This window comes from Alteromonas sp. W364 (genome assembly GCF_031846205.1).
GTDB classification, from domain to species: Bacteria; Pseudomonadota; Gammaproteobacteria; order Enterobacterales; family Alteromonadaceae; genus Glaciecola; species Glaciecola blandensis.
Genome location: NZ_JAVRID010000003.1, coordinates 122,504 through 141,111, shown reverse-complemented (window position 1 = coordinate 141,111; position 18,608 = coordinate 122,504). Strand labels below are relative to the sequence as shown.

The following is an 18,608-nucleotide window of genomic DNA, read 5'->3' as shown; positions in this document are numbered from 1 at the left end:
CAATGCTTAAAAAGCGACAAATTAGGTACAGAGAGGTTATAAAAGCCAAGTATGTCAACTGAAGTCAAAGTGGGTTTTGTACCCTTAACCGACAGCGCGCCCCTGGTGGTAGCAGAAAAGCTAGGCTATTTTGAAAAGCTTGGTTTGCGTGTTTCATTGTACCCACAAAACTCGTGGGCAACGCTTCGCGATAAACTTCAAATGGGTGCTTTAGACGCTGCACAATTATTAGCACCAATGCCGATAGCGAGCTCCTTAGGCTTAGGCGGTGCAAAAGTACAAATGAAAGTTCCCCTAATCCTGAGCCAAAATGGTAATGCGATCACTATCTCCAATGCCTTATTTGATGAAGTACTCGATAGCAATGGTCTCTTAGAGTTACCATTTCCATTGCCTGCAAAGTGCATAGCAAACGTGGTCGCAAAACGCGCCAGGCAAGGTTTACCCAAACTGAAATTTGCAACAGTATTTCCCTACAGCTGTCATCACTACCAACTCAATGATTGGCTCAATCAAGCTGACTTGAGTGGAAAGGTAGACGTAATCACTATTCCGCCTTCTGCAATGACTGACTGCTTATCGTCAGGTTTAATCGATGGTTTTTGTGTGGGTGGACCGTGGAATGCAAAGTCGGTCAGAGATAATGATGGCGTTACGGTGCTAACTTCATATCATATTTGGCAAGACCAAACTGAAAAAGTGCTGGCGGTCACCAAGCAATTCTTCGAGCAAGAAACACAAACAGTGATCAAACTTTCGGCTGGTTTATTAGGGGCCTGCTCATGGTTGCAATCCCAAGCGAACCGTTTTGAGGCCGCCCGTTGGTTGGCACAAAGTAGCTATTTGAACGAGCCACTAGATGTTATTGCACCCTCCTTACTAGGAAGCTGCATTACTAAATACGATTCTGCCCCTGAGCAAGTGCCGCAATACAACCGCTTCTTCGGGAGTGAGCCAAGTTCAGTGAATAAGCCAAGCTTGCAAAATCAAGAGTGGTTGATAAGAAAAATGCGAGAGGCAAAACAAATACCAGAAGACGAGATTGCAATGTCAGATGTCTTTGATAAGCGTTATTTTGAAGAGACCGTCATGTTGTTTCAAGGTTCATTTACATCGCTGAAAAACTAAGCTGATGTTCATCGTTGAAGCACAGCTTTAGTGCGTCTTGCACAAACATGATTCAAAACTAGCGTGCTTGGGTTTGTTTTAAAAATGTTAAGTTGTTGATATGTATAAAATAAAATATTGGCATCAATGATGCTATACAGTAATTAAGAAGCGCGCGTATTGCTCATCAAATGTCTATCCCTTAACTGCTTTTTGGATATGCATTCGGTCAGCGGGCCGTTATCTACTAATAATAAGAAACTAACGACATAGAGTGATCATCGCCGCTGAAGGTGTGATTTATTCAGGCAAAGTAGCCCACAATCCATGCACAGTAGTGCGCAATGGTTGTGGGTTTTTTTTTGGATTTTTGCCTGTGAATTGATTATCAAAAATTGTAAGGAATACCAGTTATGGTGAATCAAAAAGTAAGGTGTTTACATTCAAACATTCGTCACACAGTAAAAACCTTTGCATCAATAGTACTAGTCGCCAGTTCGCTGCTAACAGTAAGTGCAAGTGTAAGTGCGGCTGACAAAGTAGGTTACGCCGAAAAAGAAGAGCTGAAATTTGGCTTTATCAAGCTTACAGACATGGCGCCCTTGGCGGTGGCTTATGAAAAAGGTTACTTCGAAGACGAGGGCTTGTATGTAACCTTGGAAGCACAAGCCAACTGGAAAGTGCTTCTGGACCGTGTAATTGATGGTCAGTTAGATGGCGCACATATGCTTGCCGGACAACCATTAGGCGCCACGATTGGATACGGTACAAAAGCACACATTGTGACTGCGTTTAGTATGGATTTAAATGGTAACGGCATTACCATGTCGAACGACATTTGGTCACAAATGAAAGCTAATATCCCGCATGAGAATGGCAAACCAGTGCATCCTATCAAAGCAGACTATTTGAAGCCGGTGGTCGACAAGTTTGCAAGCGAAGGAAAGCCTTTCAAAATGGGCATGGTTTTTCCTGTTTCTACTCACAATTATGAACTTCGCTACTGGCTCGCGGCCGGTGGCATTCATCCAGGCTACTACGCACCGCATAAAGGTGATACGAGTGGTCAAATTGATGCGCAAGCCCTGTTATCAGTAACACCGCCACCGCAAATGCCTGCCACGATGGAAGCCGGAACGATCCACGGGTATTGCGTTGGAGAACCATGGAACCAACAAGCGGTATTTAAGGGTATTGGTGTGCCGGTAATTACTGACTACGAAATTTGGAAGAATAACCCTGAGAAAGTGTTTGGTGTAAGCGCTAAATGGGCTGAAGAAAATCCGAATACACATATTCGCGTGGTAAAAGCCATGATCAGAGCGGCCATGTGGCTTGATGCGAATGACAACGCAAACCGTCCTGAGGCGGTAAAAATATTGGCGAAAAGCACTTACGTTGGTGCTGATGAAGAAGTAATCGCGAATAGCATGACGGGTACTTTTGAATATGAAAAAGGTGATGTTCGCTCTGTGCCAGACTTCAATGTCTTTTTCCGTCACAACGCGACATATCCCTATTATAGCGATGCTATTTGGTATCTGACTCAAATGCGTCGCTGGGGACAAATATCGGACGCGAAATCAGATGACTGGTATATGGAAACGGCGAAGGAGGTTTACAAGCCTGAAATATACTCCATTGCCGCTTTAGAGTTAATAAAAGAGGGCAAAGCGGATCCGAAAGACTTCCCTGACTTTACTTCGGAAACAGGCTTTAAGCCGCCTCAGACCGAGTTTATCGACAATGTGACCTTTGATGGTAGTCAGCCGAATGCTTACTTAGAATCCTTCAAAATTGGTTTGAAAGGTCAGGACAAGCTGTAAAACAAAAGCAAGGTTGATAAAGGAGCCTAGATTATGTTGAAAACAAATACTGCACCGGTTTTATTTCAAAAGATGAAAACCAATATGGTGAAAGACAAATTCTTTGCCACTTTAAATGCCTTGTTGCTACCGATTATTGGCATCTTACTATTTGTTGCGTTGTGGGCTGCCGTTGCCAAAAATATTGATACATCTTTGGGTGAATTCCCCGGTCCAATGGCGGTTTGGGAGCAAAGTAGTGTGCTGATTGATGAGCATAATGCGCAGCAAGAAAAAGCTGAGGCCTTTTATGCCAGGCAGGAAGAGCGCAACGCCAAACGTGTTGCCGATGACCCAAGTTATGCAGCAAAAGTTCGACCTTTTACAGGTGCGCCAACTTTCTTTGACCAAATTTGGACGAGTTTGTACACAGTGAGTATTGGCTTTTTAATGGCATCATTGATTGCTGTCCCACTCGGTATCCTGTGTGGTTTGAGCAAAGGAACCTATGTTGCCATCAATCCACTCATTCAGTTATTTAAACCGGTATCACCTTTGGCATGGTTGCCTCTAGTGACCATGGTAGTCAGCGCAGTTTACGTTAGCGACGATCCGATGTTTTCAAAGTCGTTTGTGACATCTGCATTTACGGTCGCTCTATGTTGTCTATGGCCAACCTTGATCAATACCGCGGTGGGTGTATCAAGTATCGATAAAGACCTCATTAACGTCAGTAAAGTATTGCGATTAAACGCCTTTAATCACGTACTAAAAATTGTTCTACCGTCTTCTATTCCAGCTATTTTTACGGGCTTGCGATTGAGTTTGGGAATTGGCTGGATGGTGTTAATTGCCGCAGAAATGTTGGCGCAAAACCCTGGGCTCGGTAAGTTTGTGTGGGATGAATTCCAAAATGGCAGTTCGGAGTCCTTAGCGCGAATTATGGTCGCCGTATTGACGATAGGCATTATCGGTTTTGCGCTTGATAGACTCATGCTAATGCTGCAGCGCAAGGTAAGTTGGGACAAGAGTGCAACATTACGCTAAATCGAAAGAAATAATAAAGCACACGCGAGTGCGAGGAGCAATGATGAAAAACAATCCAAAAGCCAGTTCACAGGAAGCTTTAGAAGAGAGTCGTCTTCAACGCCACCTAGAGCTTTCACAAGTTGGTATTGATTTTCCGACACCTAAAGGACCTTTTACCGCTTTACAGGATGTTAATCTGAAAATTGCCAAAGGCGAGTTTGTGAGTCTTATCGGGCATTCAGGTTGTGGTAAATCCACGGTATTGAATATCGTTGCTGGCTTACATCAAGCAAGCTCAGGTGGTGTTATCTTAGACAATCAGGAAGTGAATGCACCTGGCCCCGAGCGCGCCGTGGTTTTTCAAAACCATTCTTTGTTGCCTTGGCTTTCAGTCTACAAAAACGTGGAGCTCGCAGTGAAGCAAACTCGGCAAGGCCGCAATAAAGCTGAGATTAAAGAGTGGGTGCAACATAACTTAGATTTGGTCCACATGACTCACGCAGCGGATAAATTGCCTTCTGAAATATCAGGCGGTATGAAGCAGCGTGTGGGTATCGCCCGTGCTTTGTCTATGGAACCGAAAGTCTTGTTAATGGATGAACCCTTCGGTGCCTTGGATGCCCTCACCCGAGCTCACTTACAAGATTCCGTTATGGAAATTCACGCGAGTCTTGGTAACACCGTGATTATGATCACGCACGACGTCGACGAGGCCGTGCTTCTTTCTGACCGAATTGTGATGATGACCAACGGCCCAGCCGCGACCATTGGCGAAATTTTAGAGGTAGATCTCGAACGTCCTCGCAATAGATTGGAAATGGCCGATAACCTCAAATACAACCAATACCGTCACGCAGTATTAACCTTCTTGTATGAAAAACAAAAGAAGATTGAAACGGTTGGCGCGGCAAAATCTGATTTGAGTAAAGGGAAAATGAGTAAGAAAAAAAGTAGTGCCGCATAGCAGCGCTTCCCTTACGTTCTAACTTTTAATCACTAAATTGGCTGAATACATTTTTCAGCTATTGAACGCAATTCATTATATTTGAGCGGCTCGTTTGTGCTGCCTATAAAAAAGGAAATAACATGAAATTTCATTACTCTTCTTTATCAATGTGTGTCGCTTTAGCAATGTCTGTTGGACTGAGTGCAGAAACGCAAGCAGCAGATACCTTTTACGAGGCACTAAGCGAAGGTAAAGCCAAGGCTGATTTTCGACTCAGATACGAAGATGTGTCGCAAGACAATGCGGTTCAGGACGCCAGCGCTTTGACATTTAGAACACGCTTGGCTTATACCACTGCTGATTTGAATGGTTGGTCAGCCTCCATTGAAATGGAGGACAATCGGATTGTGCTTGGGCAAGGGGACTATACCGTCGGGCCTGCTGCTTATAATCTTGGCGAGTACAGCGTGATTGCCGATCCCGAATTTACGGAAGTTGATGTTGCATTTGTTCAGTACAAAACTGATAAAGCGACGTTCAAAATTGGCCGACAAGTCATTGCTTTGGACAATCACCGTTTTGTAGGACATGTTGGCTGGCGCCAAGATCGACAGACGTTTGATGCTGCCACTGCAATTTATCAGCCTACTGATAAGTTTACTGCGAAATACAGCTACATTACTCAACGTAACCGCATTTTCGGTGAGTTCGCTGATTTAGATGCCAAAGACCATTTGTTGAACTTAGGATACCGTACATCGTTTGGTACATTTACCGGCTATAGTTATTTGCTAGAAGTAGACAACGACACAGATAATGCCTTAGATACGTATGGTTTGAGCTTCAAAGGAGCAACGAAAGCAAAGTCTAAATCCGATGCTAGCTTTTCTTACATGCTTGAATATGCAACGCAGAGCAGTGAGTCTGCCGTAGCAAAGTTTGATGCGGACTATTTATTCGCCGAGTTTGGCGTAAGTTATAGCGGTATTAACGCGAAGTTGGGATATGAGGTTTTAGGGTCAGATGATGGCGTCTATGGCTTCTCAACACCTTTGGCAACCCTGCATAAGTTTAATGGTTGGAGTGACCAATTCTTAGGCACGCCTGCACAGGGCTTAGTTGATACTAGCATCAGCGTTTCAGGAAAAGTTGCGGGCGGTAGTTGGCTAGCTGCATATCACGATTTTAGTGCGGATGAGTCGAGTGACACAGTTGACGACCTGGGTTCAGAAATTAATCTGCAATATGTCAAACCATTCGGTGGGCACTATACTGCAGCAATTAAATACGCCACATACTCAGGTAAGAGTGGCCGAGTCGATGCGGACAAAATTTGGTTATGGTTATCAACTAAGTTTTAACTTGCCGCTGAGAGATGAATACAAAAAGGCCCAAACATGTTTGTTTGGGCCTTAGTTCTAAACGTTAAATGAGAATATCGCTTAACCAACTAAGTGATTGAGTGAATATAAATCACGTGTTTGATTCGATTGCTTTCTGACTTCTTCTAAAGCCTTAGCCTCGCTGATGGCAAACAAAGTGTTGATTAAGCGGTTAAAGTGCAGGTGCATAGCTGCTCTTGCTTCTGCTGAATCACGTTTCTGTAATGCCAAATAAATATTTCTGTGCTCTTCCATACGATCGCTATCGCTACCGTCGCAAACGCTCTTGTAAGCATTTATGATTTCAGGCTCGGAATCGCGCAGTTGCCAAAATTGTTCAACAGCAAGTAACACTGCGCTATTGCGCGTCGCTCTTGATATGATCAGATGAAATTCGCGGTCAGCTTTCTCTGGCTCGATACCTTTTTCCATCGCTGTTAATGTTTCATCAAGTCTGGCTAATTCTTCTTCGGTGATCGAGACCGCAGCTAAAGCAGCCGCTTCACCTTCGACAAGCGCGCGGGCTTGGGTAAGTTCAAATGCACTCACCTTCACATTGGAGCTGGCTGTATTTGGGTTTTCTAACACATATACACCAGAGCTCGTTTTAACTTCAACACGTTGACGAACTTCTAAAGCAATAATTGCTTCACGGATGGTCGGTCGACTAACGTTGAAAGTTTCAGCGAGTTCTCTTTCTGGTGGTAATCGACTACCAGGGGGATACTTTCCTGAGTCGATGAGTACTTCTATTTTTTCGACAATCTGCCAAAACATACGGCGATTTTTCATTTTTCTACCTTTTACCCAAACACAATTTCTTTGTTGCTTAATCGCACTAGTGCTAATTTCTTATTATTTGCGTTATATTAACTTAAATCCTGGTTTAAATAACCAAAAAGTTAGGATAGGACGACCGAAATCCGCACAGGATTAACATGCTTTATACTAATTTTACATAATTAGCACAACTAAAGCATACACCCATTGTTTGGTATTACAATAATTTTTGAATTGGTAATAACAAATAATTAAAAGTGGTTGACAAAAAAACGGTATGTTGATTAGATCGTGAGCCAAATAAAGCGCTATAAAGATGAAGAAATGCACTCAGAATCAGATATATTTAAACAACTTCGCGGCCCTCTAGTTTTCGCTGGCGAATGTATGCTGGAACTCGTTAACAAAGGGGCGTCTCAACTGGCGAAGTCCTATGCTGGCGACTTATATAATTCCAGTATTTATCTGAAAAGAGCTTTTCCAGAACTCAGTGTCGAGTTCATGTCTTGTATCGGTCAAGATATCTTAAGTAATGAGTTACTAGAGCGCTTATTATCTGAGGGTATTGGTGCGCATTTCTTGCCTCAGATTGCTACCCACCATTTAGGTGCTTATATGGTAGTAACTGATGAACAGGGTGAGCGTTCGTTTATCTATTGGCGAAACGACAGTGCGGCAAAAAGGCTGATGAGCTCAATGTCTGCCAATCAAACTAATGCCTTAGACAAAGTTGGACTGTTTTTCTTCTCTGGTATTAGTATTGCCATTTTGCATGATGACGAAAGAACCTTGTTTTGGGAAAAACTCTCTCAAATGAAACAAGCCGGTGTGACGATTGCCTTTGATCCAAACTACCGTCCTCAGCTTTGGAAGAGTCCTGAAGTAGCGAAAGAGAATATCGAAAAGGCATTTTCTTTGTCTGACATTCTATTGCCTGGCGTGGATGATTTTGACAAGCTTTATGGCATCACGGATGTTGAGGAATGTATTGCACTATGTCAGCAATATTCTCCGAAAGAACTGGTGATGAAACAAGGTGAGCGCACAGTGCATATCATTTCGTCTCAAGGGCGAGAAAGTGTGCCAGTTGTTGCTAACAATAATGTCGTTGATACAACATCTGCAGGCGATGCTTTTAACGGTGTTTACTTGGGTAGTCGTGTTAGCGGTCATAGTCCCACAGCGTCAGCCAATGCGGCCAGCGCAGCGGCGAGCAAAGTGATTGAAACGCCTGGCGCGATAATGCCAAAAGCATTGTTCGATGATTTTTGGCAAGCTTATCGCTTCAGCTAAATATTGCGAGACCAGCCACATGGCGTTTTCGCCGTCAAAATCAACTAAAACGTAGCGTTCTCAGTTAATTGGGTGTATTCTGACTCGAGGTTCAGGAGTAATTTCCTATCAGCAACCAAGCTAAGGGAAATTAGAACCTTGCGAGTAATGGCGAATCAATCAATTTTCGCCAGACCACGAGTGTCAGGCTTAGTCATAAGCTTGCAGTGGTAAAGCATATGTACAGGGAGAGACTCATGCATTTTAAACGCGATATTATCTTGAGCGCGATTGGCGCTTTGATCATCATGCTAGCGATTGTATTCAGCACTAACACCAATTCGGAAGGTGAAGAAAGCCTGCCTCAAGTAGAGCAATTCACCAGCGTTCAATAGCTTTAACGTACATCGTGCCAAAGCTAGATAATGTGTTTCTAATGCTAGTTCATGCAATATCGATGTATTAACTTGGAGCTAATTTATGCGCAAGCTTGCGATCCTTTCTACTGACCACCTTGAAGACTTCTTCGTTTACGATCGCATGTTAGTGGAACCTCTGAATAAACTCGGTTGGGAAGTTACAGAAATATCATGGCACACAAGCAATCATGATTGGGACCAATATGATGTCGTTGTGGTCAGAAGCACTTGGGATTACCAAGCCCACTGTGATGCTTTCCTTGATTGTCTTCGTCGTATCGATGCCTCTTCAGCGCAATTACACAATCCCCTGTCACTCATTGAGTGGAATATTTCTAAGCAATATTTAAAAGAGCTTGAAGACAAAGGTGTGCCAATTGTACCGACTTATTGGGTTGAAAAAGCCTTGGAACCAAGCGATTTTGCGCTGGCATTCGAACGATTCGCGGCAGATGAATTAGTGATAAAACCGTATGTGAGTGCCAACGCAGATTTCACTTACCGTTTAAAAAGAGAAGATATTGACGGCAGGTTCGACGCTTTGGCTAAAGAGTTCGAACATCGTGATGCAATGATCCAGCCCTTTTTAAGTAGTATTGTTGATGATGGTGAGTATTCACTCTTTTATTTTGACTCACACTATAGCCATGCCATTTGCAAACAACCAGCGGCGGGAGACTTTAGAGTTCAAGAAGAGCATGGTGGGGAGTTAAGCAGTATAAAACCCAGCGAGAAAATGTTTACCCTTGCTCAACAGACTCTGCAAGCTCTTCCATGTGATGCATTGTATGCTCGTATTGATATGGTGAACGTAGACGGGCAGCTATGCATTATCGAGGTAGAACTAATAGAGCCAAGCTTGTACTTCAATATGGATAGTAAGTCGGCTGAGTTGTTTTCCGAAATCTTTGCCAATAAATTTGCTTAACTCTGACAAACTGAAAAGGAAGTTTTATGCCTGACATTACCTCTCACAGTAAAATGAAAGTTGCCTTAGCCCAGATAGCACCGGTGTGGTTAGATAGAGATGCTACCTTGCAAAAAATTATGGCTGCGACAAGAGATGCGGCCGAGCAGGGCGCTGAACTGGTGACATTCGGTGAGTGTTTGTTGCCAGGTTATCCTTTTTGGCTAGAACTGACAAACGGTGCACAATTTAATTCTCAGAAACAAAAAGAAATTCATGCTCATTATGTATCGCAGGCGGTGAACATAGAAAGCGGACATTTAGAGCCACTTTGTGAATTAGCACAGCAACTCCAAATTGCCGTGATTGTTGGTATAGCCGAACGACCAAGCGATCGCGGTGGTCATAGTTTATATGCCTCACTCGTCTATATCAGCAAAACAGGGAAGGTAGAAAATGTGCATCGGAAATTGATGCCAACTTATGAAGAGCGCCTAACGTGGTCTCCAGGAGATGGGCATGGCCTGCGCACATTCCCTCTGAACAACTTTACTCTCGGCGCTTTAAACTGTTGGGAAAACTGGATGCCATTACCTAGAGCTTCCCTGTATGCGCAAGGAGAAGACCTGCATGTGGCAATTTGGCCAGGTGGTGAACATAATACACACGACATTACTCGCTTTATCGCCAAAGAAGGTAGAAGCTATGTGATGTCTGTATCCGGTTTGATGCGTGCATCAGACTTTCCTAAAAACACGCCGTACTATGACGAAATTATCGCAAGTGCACCAGATACGCTAGCAAGTGGCGCATCTTGTATATCAGCGCCCGATGGTTCATGGGTAATAGAGCCCCAAATTGGGACTGAAGGCGTTTTTGTTGCAGAAATAGACCATCAGAAAGTGCTTCAAGAGCGACATAATTTTGATCCAGTGGGTCACTATTCAAGACCTGATGTGACTCGGTTACAAGTAAACCGTGAGCGACAAACGACCGCAGTATTTAAAGACTAGAAATGCCCTGGGTGCTATTGATTACTCTCTATTAGACAAAGCTGCTGGGTTCAAGTCGACCTTTCTCAAAAGTTTGATAATCCGATAGTCCAATTCTTTTGGTTGAAATGGTTTAGCTAAGTAGTCGCTTACACCAGCTTGAACAGCATCAAGGACCAACTTTTTTTCTGTCGCAGCGGTCAGCAATAAGAATGGGATATGTTGATGCAATTGAGACTCTCGAACGAGTTTCAACAATTGGTATCCCGTCATTTTGGGCATATCCCAATCGCATATAATGAGGTCATATCTGTTTTTATTGAGCATCTTCCAAGCTAGCTCTCCGTTGCTTGCCGTTTGGATTTTTTCTGCGCCAAGCTCGCGTAAGCAGCTTATGATTAAGCCGAGCATTGAATCCATGTCGTCAATAACAATGATGTTTATTTTTTTTAATAGGTCGATTGGATTCTTCACAGGGTCTCTTTTGATGGGGGAGAAAGGCACAAGATGATATAAAGTGTAACGGCAAATTCGACCAATTTCTTAGTCTTTTTACATCATAAACGAAGAAAAATTTTTTACCAGCGGGAAATGAAAATGCGTCTACACATTGCATCGTCAAACTAGTACCCATAGTCTGGCAAGTGTGTAGACGCTTGCGACAAACTTCTCCCATTGCTTTTCAGCATATCCGTGAGTTGTCGCAAAAACTGATTTGATTGTGGTTGGCTTTCCTTGTTTTACACCCTTATCTAATCTTTTGTACTCTGTCGTTAGAACGCTTATTCGTTTGCGATCTATTCTGACTGCGCTTTGGTTTGGAGACGTCACGGCTTCTTTGCATTTGCTTTTGTGTTGAACGCTTAATCTCCGATCTTTTCACAACTGTTTTCTTTTGAACCTTCGTGCGTTGAATGGCACTTTTTGTTTTTCTATCAACATGGACCTGCTTTTCCTGTTTAAAATTTCGATTATTCGCTTTTTGCTGCTTATCAACACGCTTCGGTTTTGCTTGGTATTGATGGTTCGTTTCTCTTTTTCTATACAGCTTTTGTCTTTCCTCGCCAGCTGAGCGCTTGGTACCTAGCTCTCGCTTGTTGGCACGAACCTGTTTGAATTCACGGTGCTTGCTGTTTATCCATTTGTTCTTATCGTGAACTCTGTGCACTTTTTTCGTGCCCGCGTATTTTTTGCGTTCAACATGTCGCGTGGCTCTTTTTACCGGACTCCAACGTTGATAACTTTTATGCTTTACACGCTTGTATCGAGTGTCAACGTAACGGTAGTGTCTAGCGCCTCTATATGACCAATCGCGATTGATTGACACGTGGCGGTTACTCCAGTGTATGCCACCAAATAATAAACGATGACCTATATATGCTGCTGGTGAAAAATAGACATGGCGGTGACGATAGTGGCGAGCATAGTACGGGCGTGTCCAACGATACGACGTGCTGACATGCCAACTAGGTCCGTAGATTACCGCGGTATCATAGTAAGGTACGTAAACCACTTCTTGGCGACGTGGCTCTATTACAATGACACGTTGATTTTGTGCTCGCTCAACAACGACTTCTACCTGATCGTCATTCTGCAAATTACCTTGGTCGTATGCTAATTCTCTTAAGGCCTGCACTCTTTGAAGCACCAGTTCTTGGTCATTTTCAAATGCTTCACCCAAATCACTTAACCAACCCAAGTCATCACTCATGTTATTTAAAATGTCTGGAAAAGCAGTCAGCGCGATAACCGAGGCATCCCAACCGTAATCTAAAGCGTCCTCTTGAATCGCTTCAATAAGGTCCTTGTTCAGTCCATTTTCCTGATAATCATCAATATCAAACTTAGGGTGTTGCTGAATGAAGCGCGCAGCTTCAATGACTTCAAGGGGATATGTTGAAGCAATAAAAATATGGGTAAGCAAACTATCGGGATATAACGCGATAGGAGCTAGCGCAGCGTCAATACGATCATATTCGTTTTGACTTTGTTTGTAGCCATAGACTTTGTCTGATTGTAGAGGCTTGGCTTGTGCGTAATGCATGCCTATCGTAAGTGATAGGGTCAACAAGGCAGTGTAACCAATTGTTTTAATGGTTGTTGCGGAAAGCTTTGCTTTGCGCTTCATTGTTGATTGATTGGTTTTCATAAAAGTATCCTCCTGCTTGGATACCCCTATTTATATAACAAGTAAACTTAACTGAAACTGAACAGAAACTAAGCGGTCGATTTATTTAACCGAGCTTATCTTTATTGAAGGTGTGGCCTAACTTTTCAGTTTTCGTCTTGAGATAGTTTCTATTTGCGTCAGTCACCCCATGATCTATGGGAGTGCGTCGAACAACATCGATTCCCATTTCGCGCAATGCATTGAGCTTTTTAGGGTTGTTAGTCATGATTTCAACGTGTTTGACTTTCAGAGTATCCAGCATAGTTTTGCAAATACTGTAGTCTCTTAAGTCAGCATCGAAGCCCAAATGCTCATTGGCCTCAACGGTGTCGTAGCCTTGATCTTGTAAACTGTACGCTTTGATTTTGTTAAGTAGCCCAATGCCACGCCCTTCTTGGCGAAGGTAAAGTAAAACACCAGAACCATTTTCGACAATATTTTGTAAGGCTTTTTCCAACTGAAATCCGCAATCGCACTTTGTACTAAATAAAGCATCACCCGTTAAACATTCAGAATGAATGCGAATAGGTACAACATCACTTTCTTCCCATTTGCCGTAAGATAGCGCGACATGTTCTTGGTTGTTTGATTTATCAATAAAGCCATGAATAGTAAAAAGACCAAAACGAGTTGGTAATGCGGCTTCACTAACAAATTCAAAGGAACGGTATGGATTACTCATAAAACTGGCTTATTGACCTCAAGGTGTTCGATATGTGGGGATAAAACTTAGTTTTACAATCACTCCGATCGTAAAACGCGCTCATTATACGATACAAATGCACTTAATGGGTCAGGTTTAGCGACACAATATCCTTGTGCATAGTCAACGCCCATTTTTCCTAGTTGCACCATGATGTCTTCCGACTCCACAAATTCAGCAACCGTTTTTATCGACATCGCTTCTGCCACATCTTTGATTGAGGTGACCATGGCAAGGTCGATAGGGTCTGTGAGTATATCGCGCACAAAGTTACCGTCTATTTTTACAAAGTCGACAGGCAAGTTTTTTAAATATCCGTAACTCGAAAAGCCGCTACCGAAATCGTCTAAAGCAAAGGTACAGCCAAGCTTTTTGAACTGTTTGATGAACGCAATAGCATCGTTCATTTTGATAATTGCCATCGTCTCGGTAATTTCAAAACAAATCTTTTCGTAAGGAATATGGTACTTTTCAAAGGCGTTCAAAAGGAAAAATTGAAAGTCTTCATCAGAAAGTGATGGACCGGTAATATTAATATTACATTTACCTAGGGAATCAATGACCTCCGATTGCGAACTTAACCAACTGAAGTAGTTTTCAACGACCCATTTATCGATTTTATTACTTAGGTTGTAGCGCTCAGCGGCAGGCATAAAGAATTCAGGTAACATAAGCTCACCATCTTGCATTTTTAAGCGCACCAGAATTTCATAGTAATCTGCGTCATCAGCTTTATTGAGCGGGCGGTAGTGCTGGTAATAAAGCTCAAAGCTGTCTTCATTCAGTGCACGGTTGACTTCGCCCACCCAATACAACTCGCGTTCATAACTATTATTCGTTCCCATATCCTTGGAGAAAACGTGTACTTTATCTCTACCATTTTCTTTTGCGACGATGCAAGCGGTGTCGGCGAAGCTCAACAACTCCTCAGCACTGACAACATTCGATTCGTGTTTTGCAATACCAATACTGACGCTTTGCGTGAATAGGTGGCGATCCCACTTGAAGCTGAAACTTCTTACCTGAGTAAGTATTCGTTGGGTAGTTAATTCAATGTCTTTTTCATCGTCATAGTGAATCAGCAATCCAAACTCGTCAGCACTTAAGCGTGCGAAAATATCATTTGGCTGAACAATTTCAAATAGCACATGTGCGAGCTCTTTAATGAATACATCACCTGCGGTGTGGCCACAGGTATCGTTAATAAGTTTAAATTGGTCGACATCGATATAAAATAAAGCACAGTTGTTGTCATCTACATTGGTTTGAGTGATTCGCTCTTCCAGTAACTGCAAGAAGTGTCGACGATTATGTAAGCCAGTCAATTGGTCATGTGTATTCAAATACTGCATGTTGACTTGGTTGATTCGGCGTTCAGTGATATCGAATAAACTACCAAAGTGTTTCGCTTCAGATGTGGTTTTTGATAATTGACTAGAAATAGAAAACCAGAATTCACCGCCATTCAAACGCTTCCCTCTGAATTCTTTGCCTAACACGGTTTGATGAGACGATAGCTCGCCAAGTAACATGTCAGCTTCGATAGGGTCGGCGAAAAAGTCATGAATATTAGTAAACGATTTTAAGCATTCCTCTGGGCTTGAGAAGCCAAACAAGAAGGCCAAGGCCGGATTCACTTGTAATAAGACACCCTTGTCAGTTGCTGAATAAAGCCCTTCTGCGGTGTTTTCGAATAGATTCTTGTACTTACCCAAGTCGTCTATTGTCGATAATTGATTGGCCTCGATACGGTGAGTGTATGAGTGTTCACGGCTTATGATCGCGACTCCGATTAACATAATGCCAAAGCAGGTAAAGGCAAAAGGGAGTGCGGCGGAATAGCTTACGTGGCTTGCTCCCTGCGTGAAGGATAATACTTCCAGAGCTGCAACCGCAGCGAGTGCCAGCCAACCACAGAAATAAATAACAGTGCTGCGCAAATCAATTTTTGAACGATAGATTAAGGTAGCGAAAAGCTTGCTGCACAAGAAGGTCGCGATAACACCAAGTATCGAAATCAGTTGCCAAAAATCGTTGTAAAGAAACAGTGTTACAACAGGCACAATTAACAAAATGTAATGCGCCCTAAGCCATAGTGGCGACACTGGCGCAAAAATATCTCGGCCTATCTTAATAGCGGCAAATAAACTAATCGTTAAGCTGAAGGCCGTAATTTCCGCTGCGAATGCAGGTAAATTAAACAGGCTAGGTAGCATCCCTTCAGCGCTTAACAAGGTTGTCATTGAAGCAACCGCAAAAATGGAAAACCAGAATCTCGCCGGGGCATTACGCAACATATACGTAATTAAAAAATAAGTCGCTAGCAAGGATAAACCGCCGCTGAGGGCACCTAATAAAATAAGTCTAATACTGCTTTGTTGCTGAAAACTCTTTTCTTGCCATAACTCTACTGGGAGCATAGCTGGACCATCATCATCAACTCGTAAATAAACACTTAATAGTTGGTCAGGGCGCACTGTTATCGCCATCTTAAAACCATGCAGTCCACTCGCATTGGCGCTTCGGTTCATATGATTGCGCTGAATGGATTGAATAATTCGGCCTTGTTCGTCGAGAAGAAAACCATCGACCCTATCAATGAAGGTGTTTCCCGCAATCAACATTAGGGACTCGTTGAGGTTACTGCTGTTTTGAATCTGAAAGCGTAACCACAACACCTTGTCATCGGGTATCGGATAAACAGAATAATCTCTATGCCATTTGGTTAACTGTGCGACATCAGACAGGAGTAAGCCTTGGCTAGTGTAATGAAGGTCGGCAATAACTTGAAGGTTGAGTGAGCGAGATATATCGCTGGCTTCAACGATACTAATGGGCTTGGTATCGGTTAGCAGATCACTTGCGACAGCATCTTGCGCGACCACATTTTGTGAGCCTACGCACAGCGCAACAAATTGAATGAAGGCCAAACATACAAATACACGGAAGTTGTTAAGCGACACAAAGTGTGAAAACCAAACTTTCAAGTCCATCTTGTCCCATTAGTTCCTAGAGTCCTCAGTGTAGCCAATTTTTAACCACACTGTGAAGTTTTTGTTGTTTAATTATCGATACAAATCCCTGAATTTTATAACGAAAGCTTTTTTGGACTTGATTAAGCTACCTTAACTACTGCAAGAAAGCGCTATCCCTTTATCTTGCGTAGCGGGCGGTTTCGAAAAACGCTCATAATCGGGGTGTTCTTCAAAAGGGCTCGTTAACACTGTCAAAAAAGCCTCGCAAAGAGAAAAGTCATCGTCTTCAGCGGCGGCAATTGCTTCCTGTGCTAAATGATTTCTTAAGACATATTTGGGGTTCACGCCCAGCATATCTTCTTGTATTTTTTCCCAACTTTTTTGATTTAAATCCAACAGGGCTTGTTGTATTTCTTGATAGTTAACACACCAACTTCTAACGCGATCAGCCTGAATGAAATTATCTGATAGTGCATTGTAATTATTATCTCTTATAGAAAGTAAGTGTTTACTCAAAGTTCTAAAAGCGACATGCATGTCGGCTTTTTCAGTTTGTAATATCTGCATCCACTCACCGATTAATACATCAATTTCATGACTGAGTTTTTGTTCATCACTTTGATACATTTTATCTGGTGTTTCTGCTTGCATGCTTAGACCCAGGCGCTGGCGAATGAGCGCTTGGTAATCATTGACCAAAGTATCCTCATAAGTCATCAAAATGGCTTTAATTTCTTTAATATCTAAGTAGGGACTGAATGCATGAGCCAAAGCGTTCAAATTCCAAAGTCCAATACTCGGTTGTTGGTCAAAAGCATATCGACCGCTGTGATCGGAACGATTGCACACATAGTTCGGGATAAAATCATCTAAAAAAGCGTAGGGGCCAAAATCGAAGGTGATGCCATGAATGGACATGTTATCTGTATTCATCACCCCATGATTAAAGCCATATGCTTGCCACTTTGCAATCATCGCTGCCGTTGAACTCACGATTTCCTGCAACATTGCTGCATGAGGTGATTGCTCTGGATGAGCGGCAATGGTGTCTGCAAAATGATGTTCAAATGCAAAGCTGAATAAATTTTGTAGTTGCTCGTGCTGGTCGGTATGAAAGTAGTATTCGAAATGACCAAAACGTAAGTGACTCTCGCATACTCTTATCATCATCGCACCGCGTTCTCGCGTTTCACGAATGACTGGCTCATCACTCCTAATTAAACATAAAGAGCGTGAGCTTGGGATACCTAGAGCATGAAGTGCTTCGCCCGCCAAATACTCTCTAATAGTGGAGCGTAAAACGGCTCTACCGTCGGCATGGCGACTATATGGGGTTGGGCCTGCACCTTTAAGGTGTAAATCGAAAAATTGCCCAGACTGGGCTTTGACTTCACCCAATAATAAGCCTCGACCATCACCTAATTGAGGGTTCCATTGACCAAATTGGTGGCCTCCATATTTTTGAGCAACGCTATGGGCCTGTAATTCACCATCATCGCCAAAAAGAGAAGGTAGTAGCTTTGCTGTGCTGAGCTCATCAACGGGAATATCTAGCGCTTCTGCGAGTTTGTTGTTCACCAGCGCGACGCGCGCTCTAAGGATAGGGAAGGGGACCACGGGGGTACAAATGTCTGCTAGTTCTTCAGCGTATTTATGAAAGAGTTGCATGCTATCTCGTTTGAATTACTATGGCTTAAATATACGCTAATTTTGTGAAAAGGACTCAATAATGATGCAAATAAAAAAACCAAGTGCCATGCAGTTTCTGTCGAGACCATTTTCAGTCTTGTGCCTGTTACTGTGTACTAGTTTGAGCGCTTGTGCTGAACAACCTTTGGTTGGTGATATCGAGCGAGGAGAGAAAATATCCGGTGTATGTGGCATGTGTCATGGCGACAATGGGATTTCAAATGTACCAATTTATCCAAATCTAGCAGGACAGAAAGAGCAATATTTGGTTTTGCAATTAAAAGCCTTTCGAGACGGTGAACGTGTCAATATGGCGATGACGTCACATGCCCAAAAGCTCAGTGATCAAGATATTGCTGATTTATCAGCTTATTATGCGCAACTTGACCCTCGTCCATAGGGAATACCGTCGTTGCAAAATTAATTTAAATC

Annotated in this window: 16 protein-coding genes; 10 read left to right on the top strand and 6 right to left on the bottom strand. The window is 42.8% G+C overall.

The window, feature by feature from the left end; all coding sequences use genetic code 11:
* The first annotated feature begins 51 nt into the window (after window positions 1-51).
* The 5 genes from RM556_RS05970 (at window position 52) to RM556_RS05950 (ending at window position 6,248) form a co-directional block, all read left to right on the top strand.
* Window positions 52-1,128 carry a CmpA/NrtA family ABC transporter substrate-binding protein gene (locus tag RM556_RS05970; RefSeq protein ID WP_311374125.1) on the top strand — a complete coding sequence of 359 codons (1,077 nt, stop codon included), beginning with the start codon at window positions 52-54 and terminating at the stop codon, window positions 1,126-1,128.
* A 392-nt stretch (window positions 1,129-1,520) separates the two neighbouring features.
* A complete protein-coding gene (locus RM556_RS05965) occupies window positions 1,521-2,933 on the top strand; it encodes a CmpA/NrtA family ABC transporter substrate-binding protein (RefSeq protein WP_311360938.1) in 1,413 nt (470 codons plus the stop codon).
* 72 nt (window positions 2,934-3,005) lie between these two features.
* A complete protein-coding gene (locus RM556_RS05960; RefSeq protein WP_311361345.1) occupies window positions 3,006-3,959 on the top strand; it encodes an ABC transporter permease in 954 nt (317 codons plus the stop codon).
* 43 nt (window positions 3,960-4,002) lie between these two features.
* Window positions 4,003-4,905, top strand: coding sequence for an ABC transporter ATP-binding protein (locus tag RM556_RS05955; RefSeq protein WP_311360939.1), 903 nt, complete (start codon window positions 4,003-4,005; stop codon window positions 4,903-4,905).
* Window positions 4,906-5,027: 122 nt separating this feature from the next.
* A complete protein-coding gene (locus tag RM556_RS05950; RefSeq protein WP_409220056.1) occupies window positions 5,028-6,248 on the top strand; it encodes an alginate export family protein in 1,221 nt (406 codons plus the stop codon).
* A gap of 81 nt (window positions 6,249-6,329) precedes the next feature.
* Here RM556_RS05950 and RM556_RS05945 read toward each other — a convergent pair whose 3' ends face one another.
* Complete coding sequence (locus RM556_RS05945; protein ID WP_311360940.1) at window positions 6,330-7,061, bottom strand: FadR/GntR family transcriptional regulator; 732 nt, start codon at window positions 7,059-7,061, stop codon at window positions 6,330-6,332.
* A 312-nt stretch (window positions 7,062-7,373) separates the two neighbouring features.
* Between RM556_RS05945 and RM556_RS05940 the strand changes: the two genes are divergently transcribed.
* From RM556_RS05940 to RM556_RS05925, 4 genes are all read left to right on the top strand, one after another.
* On the top strand, window positions 7,374-8,342 hold the full coding sequence (locus RM556_RS05940) for a sugar kinase (RefSeq protein ID WP_311360941.1): 969 nt from the start codon (window positions 7,374-7,376) through the stop codon (window positions 8,340-8,342).
* A gap of 236 nt (window positions 8,343-8,578) precedes the next feature.
* Window positions 8,579-8,716 carry a hypothetical protein gene (locus tag RM556_RS05935; protein ID WP_311360942.1) on the top strand — a complete coding sequence of 46 codons (138 nt, stop codon included), beginning with the start codon at window positions 8,579-8,581 and terminating at the stop codon, window positions 8,714-8,716.
* A gap of 85 nt (window positions 8,717-8,801) precedes the next feature.
* Window positions 8,802-9,668, top strand: a complete 867-nt coding sequence (locus RM556_RS05930) for a hypothetical protein (protein WP_311360943.1) — start codon at window positions 8,802-8,804, stop codon at window positions 9,666-9,668.
* Between the two features lie 26 nt (window positions 9,669-9,694).
* Window positions 9,695-10,660 carry a carbon-nitrogen hydrolase family protein gene (locus tag RM556_RS05925; protein WP_311374124.1) on the top strand — a complete coding sequence of 322 codons (966 nt, stop codon included), beginning with the start codon at window positions 9,695-9,697 and terminating at the stop codon, window positions 10,658-10,660.
* 21 nt (window positions 10,661-10,681) lie between these two features.
* Here the strand turns inward: RM556_RS05925 and RM556_RS05920 are convergent, their stop codons facing one another.
* The 5 genes from RM556_RS05920 to RM556_RS05900 form a co-directional block, all read right to left on the bottom strand.
* Complete coding sequence (locus RM556_RS05920; protein WP_311360945.1) at window positions 10,682-11,113, bottom strand: response regulator; 432 nt, start codon at window positions 11,111-11,113, stop codon at window positions 10,682-10,684.
* A gap of 274 nt (window positions 11,114-11,387) precedes the next feature.
* Complete coding sequence (locus RM556_RS05915; RefSeq protein WP_311374123.1) at window positions 11,388-12,788, bottom strand: DUF3300 domain-containing protein; 1,401 nt, start codon at window positions 12,786-12,788, stop codon at window positions 11,388-11,390.
* Window positions 12,789-12,873: 85 nt separating this feature from the next.
* Window positions 12,874-13,491, bottom strand: a complete 618-nt coding sequence (ribA, locus tag RM556_RS05910; RefSeq protein ID WP_311360947.1) for a GTP cyclohydrolase II — start codon at window positions 13,489-13,491, stop codon at window positions 12,874-12,876.
* Between the two features lie 59 nt (window positions 13,492-13,550).
* Window positions 13,551-16,505: an EAL domain-containing protein gene (locus RM556_RS05905; RefSeq protein WP_311374122.1), complete on the bottom strand. Its 2,955-nt coding sequence runs from the start codon at window positions 16,503-16,505 to the stop codon at window positions 13,551-13,553.
* Window positions 16,506-16,637: 132 nt separating this feature from the next.
* Window positions 16,638-18,155: a protein adenylyltransferase SelO family protein gene (locus RM556_RS05900; RefSeq protein WP_311374121.1), complete on the bottom strand. Its 1,518-nt coding sequence runs from the start codon at window positions 18,153-18,155 to the stop codon at window positions 16,638-16,640.
* A gap of 88 nt (window positions 18,156-18,243) precedes the next feature.
* Between RM556_RS05900 and RM556_RS05895 the strand changes: the two genes are divergently transcribed.
* Window positions 18,244-18,576 carry a cytochrome c gene (locus tag RM556_RS05895; RefSeq protein ID WP_311361347.1) on the top strand — a complete coding sequence of 111 codons (333 nt, stop codon included), beginning with the start codon at window positions 18,244-18,246 and terminating at the stop codon, window positions 18,574-18,576.
* Window positions 18,577-18,608 lie beyond the last annotated feature (32 nt).

What these genes read in the sequence shown, in the direction of transcription:
- RM556_RS05915 (WP_311374123.1), bottom strand. Translation starts at nt 12,788, where the DNA reads ATGAAAACCAATCAATCAACAATGAAGCGCAAAGCAAAGCTTTCCGCA.
- RM556_RS05930 (WP_311360943.1), top strand. Translation starts at nt 8,802, where the DNA reads ATGCGCAAGCTTGCGATCCTTTCTACTGACCACCTTGAAGACTTCTTC.
- RM556_RS05935 (WP_311360942.1), top strand. Translation starts at nt 8,579, where the DNA reads ATGCATTTTAAACGCGATATTATCTTGAGCGCGATTGGCGCTTTGATC.
- RM556_RS05940 (WP_311360941.1), top strand. Translation starts at nt 7,374, where the DNA reads ATGCACTCAGAATCAGATATATTTAAACAACTTCGCGGCCCTCTAGTT.
- RM556_RS05925 (WP_311374124.1), top strand. Translation starts at nt 9,695, where the DNA reads ATGCCTGACATTACCTCTCACAGTAAAATGAAAGTTGCCTTAGCCCAG.
- RM556_RS05900 (WP_311374121.1), bottom strand. Translation starts at nt 18,155, where the DNA reads ATGCAACTCTTTCATAAATACGCTGAAGAACTAGCAGACATTTGTACC.
- RM556_RS05970 (WP_311374125.1), top strand. Translation starts at nt 52, where the DNA reads ATGTCAACTGAAGTCAAAGTGGGTTTTGTACCCTTAACCGACAGCGCG.
- RM556_RS05895 (WP_311361347.1), top strand. Translation starts at nt 18,244, where the DNA reads ATGCAGTTTCTGTCGAGACCATTTTCAGTCTTGTGCCTGTTACTGTGT.
- RM556_RS05955 (WP_311360939.1), top strand. Translation starts at nt 4,003, where the DNA reads ATGAAAAACAATCCAAAAGCCAGTTCACAGGAAGCTTTAGAAGAGAGT.
- RM556_RS05950 (WP_409220056.1), top strand. Translation starts at nt 5,028, where the DNA reads ATGAAATTTCATTACTCTTCTTTATCAATGTGTGTCGCTTTAGCAATG.
- RM556_RS05960 (WP_311361345.1), top strand. Translation starts at nt 3,006, where the DNA reads ATGAAAACCAATATGGTGAAAGACAAATTCTTTGCCACTTTAAATGCC.
- RM556_RS05905 (WP_311374122.1), bottom strand. Translation starts at nt 16,505, where the DNA reads ATGGACTTGAAAGTTTGGTTTTCACACTTTGTGTCGCTTAACAACTTC.
- RM556_RS05945 (WP_311360940.1), bottom strand. Translation starts at nt 7,061, where the DNA reads ATGAAAAATCGCCGTATGTTTTGGCAGATTGTCGAAAAAATAGAAGTA.
- ribA (WP_311360947.1), bottom strand. Translation starts at nt 13,491, where the DNA reads ATGAGTAATCCATACCGTTCCTTTGAATTTGTTAGTGAAGCCGCATTA.
- RM556_RS05965 (WP_311360938.1), top strand. Translation starts at nt 1,521, where the DNA reads ATGGTGAATCAAAAAGTAAGGTGTTTACATTCAAACATTCGTCACACA.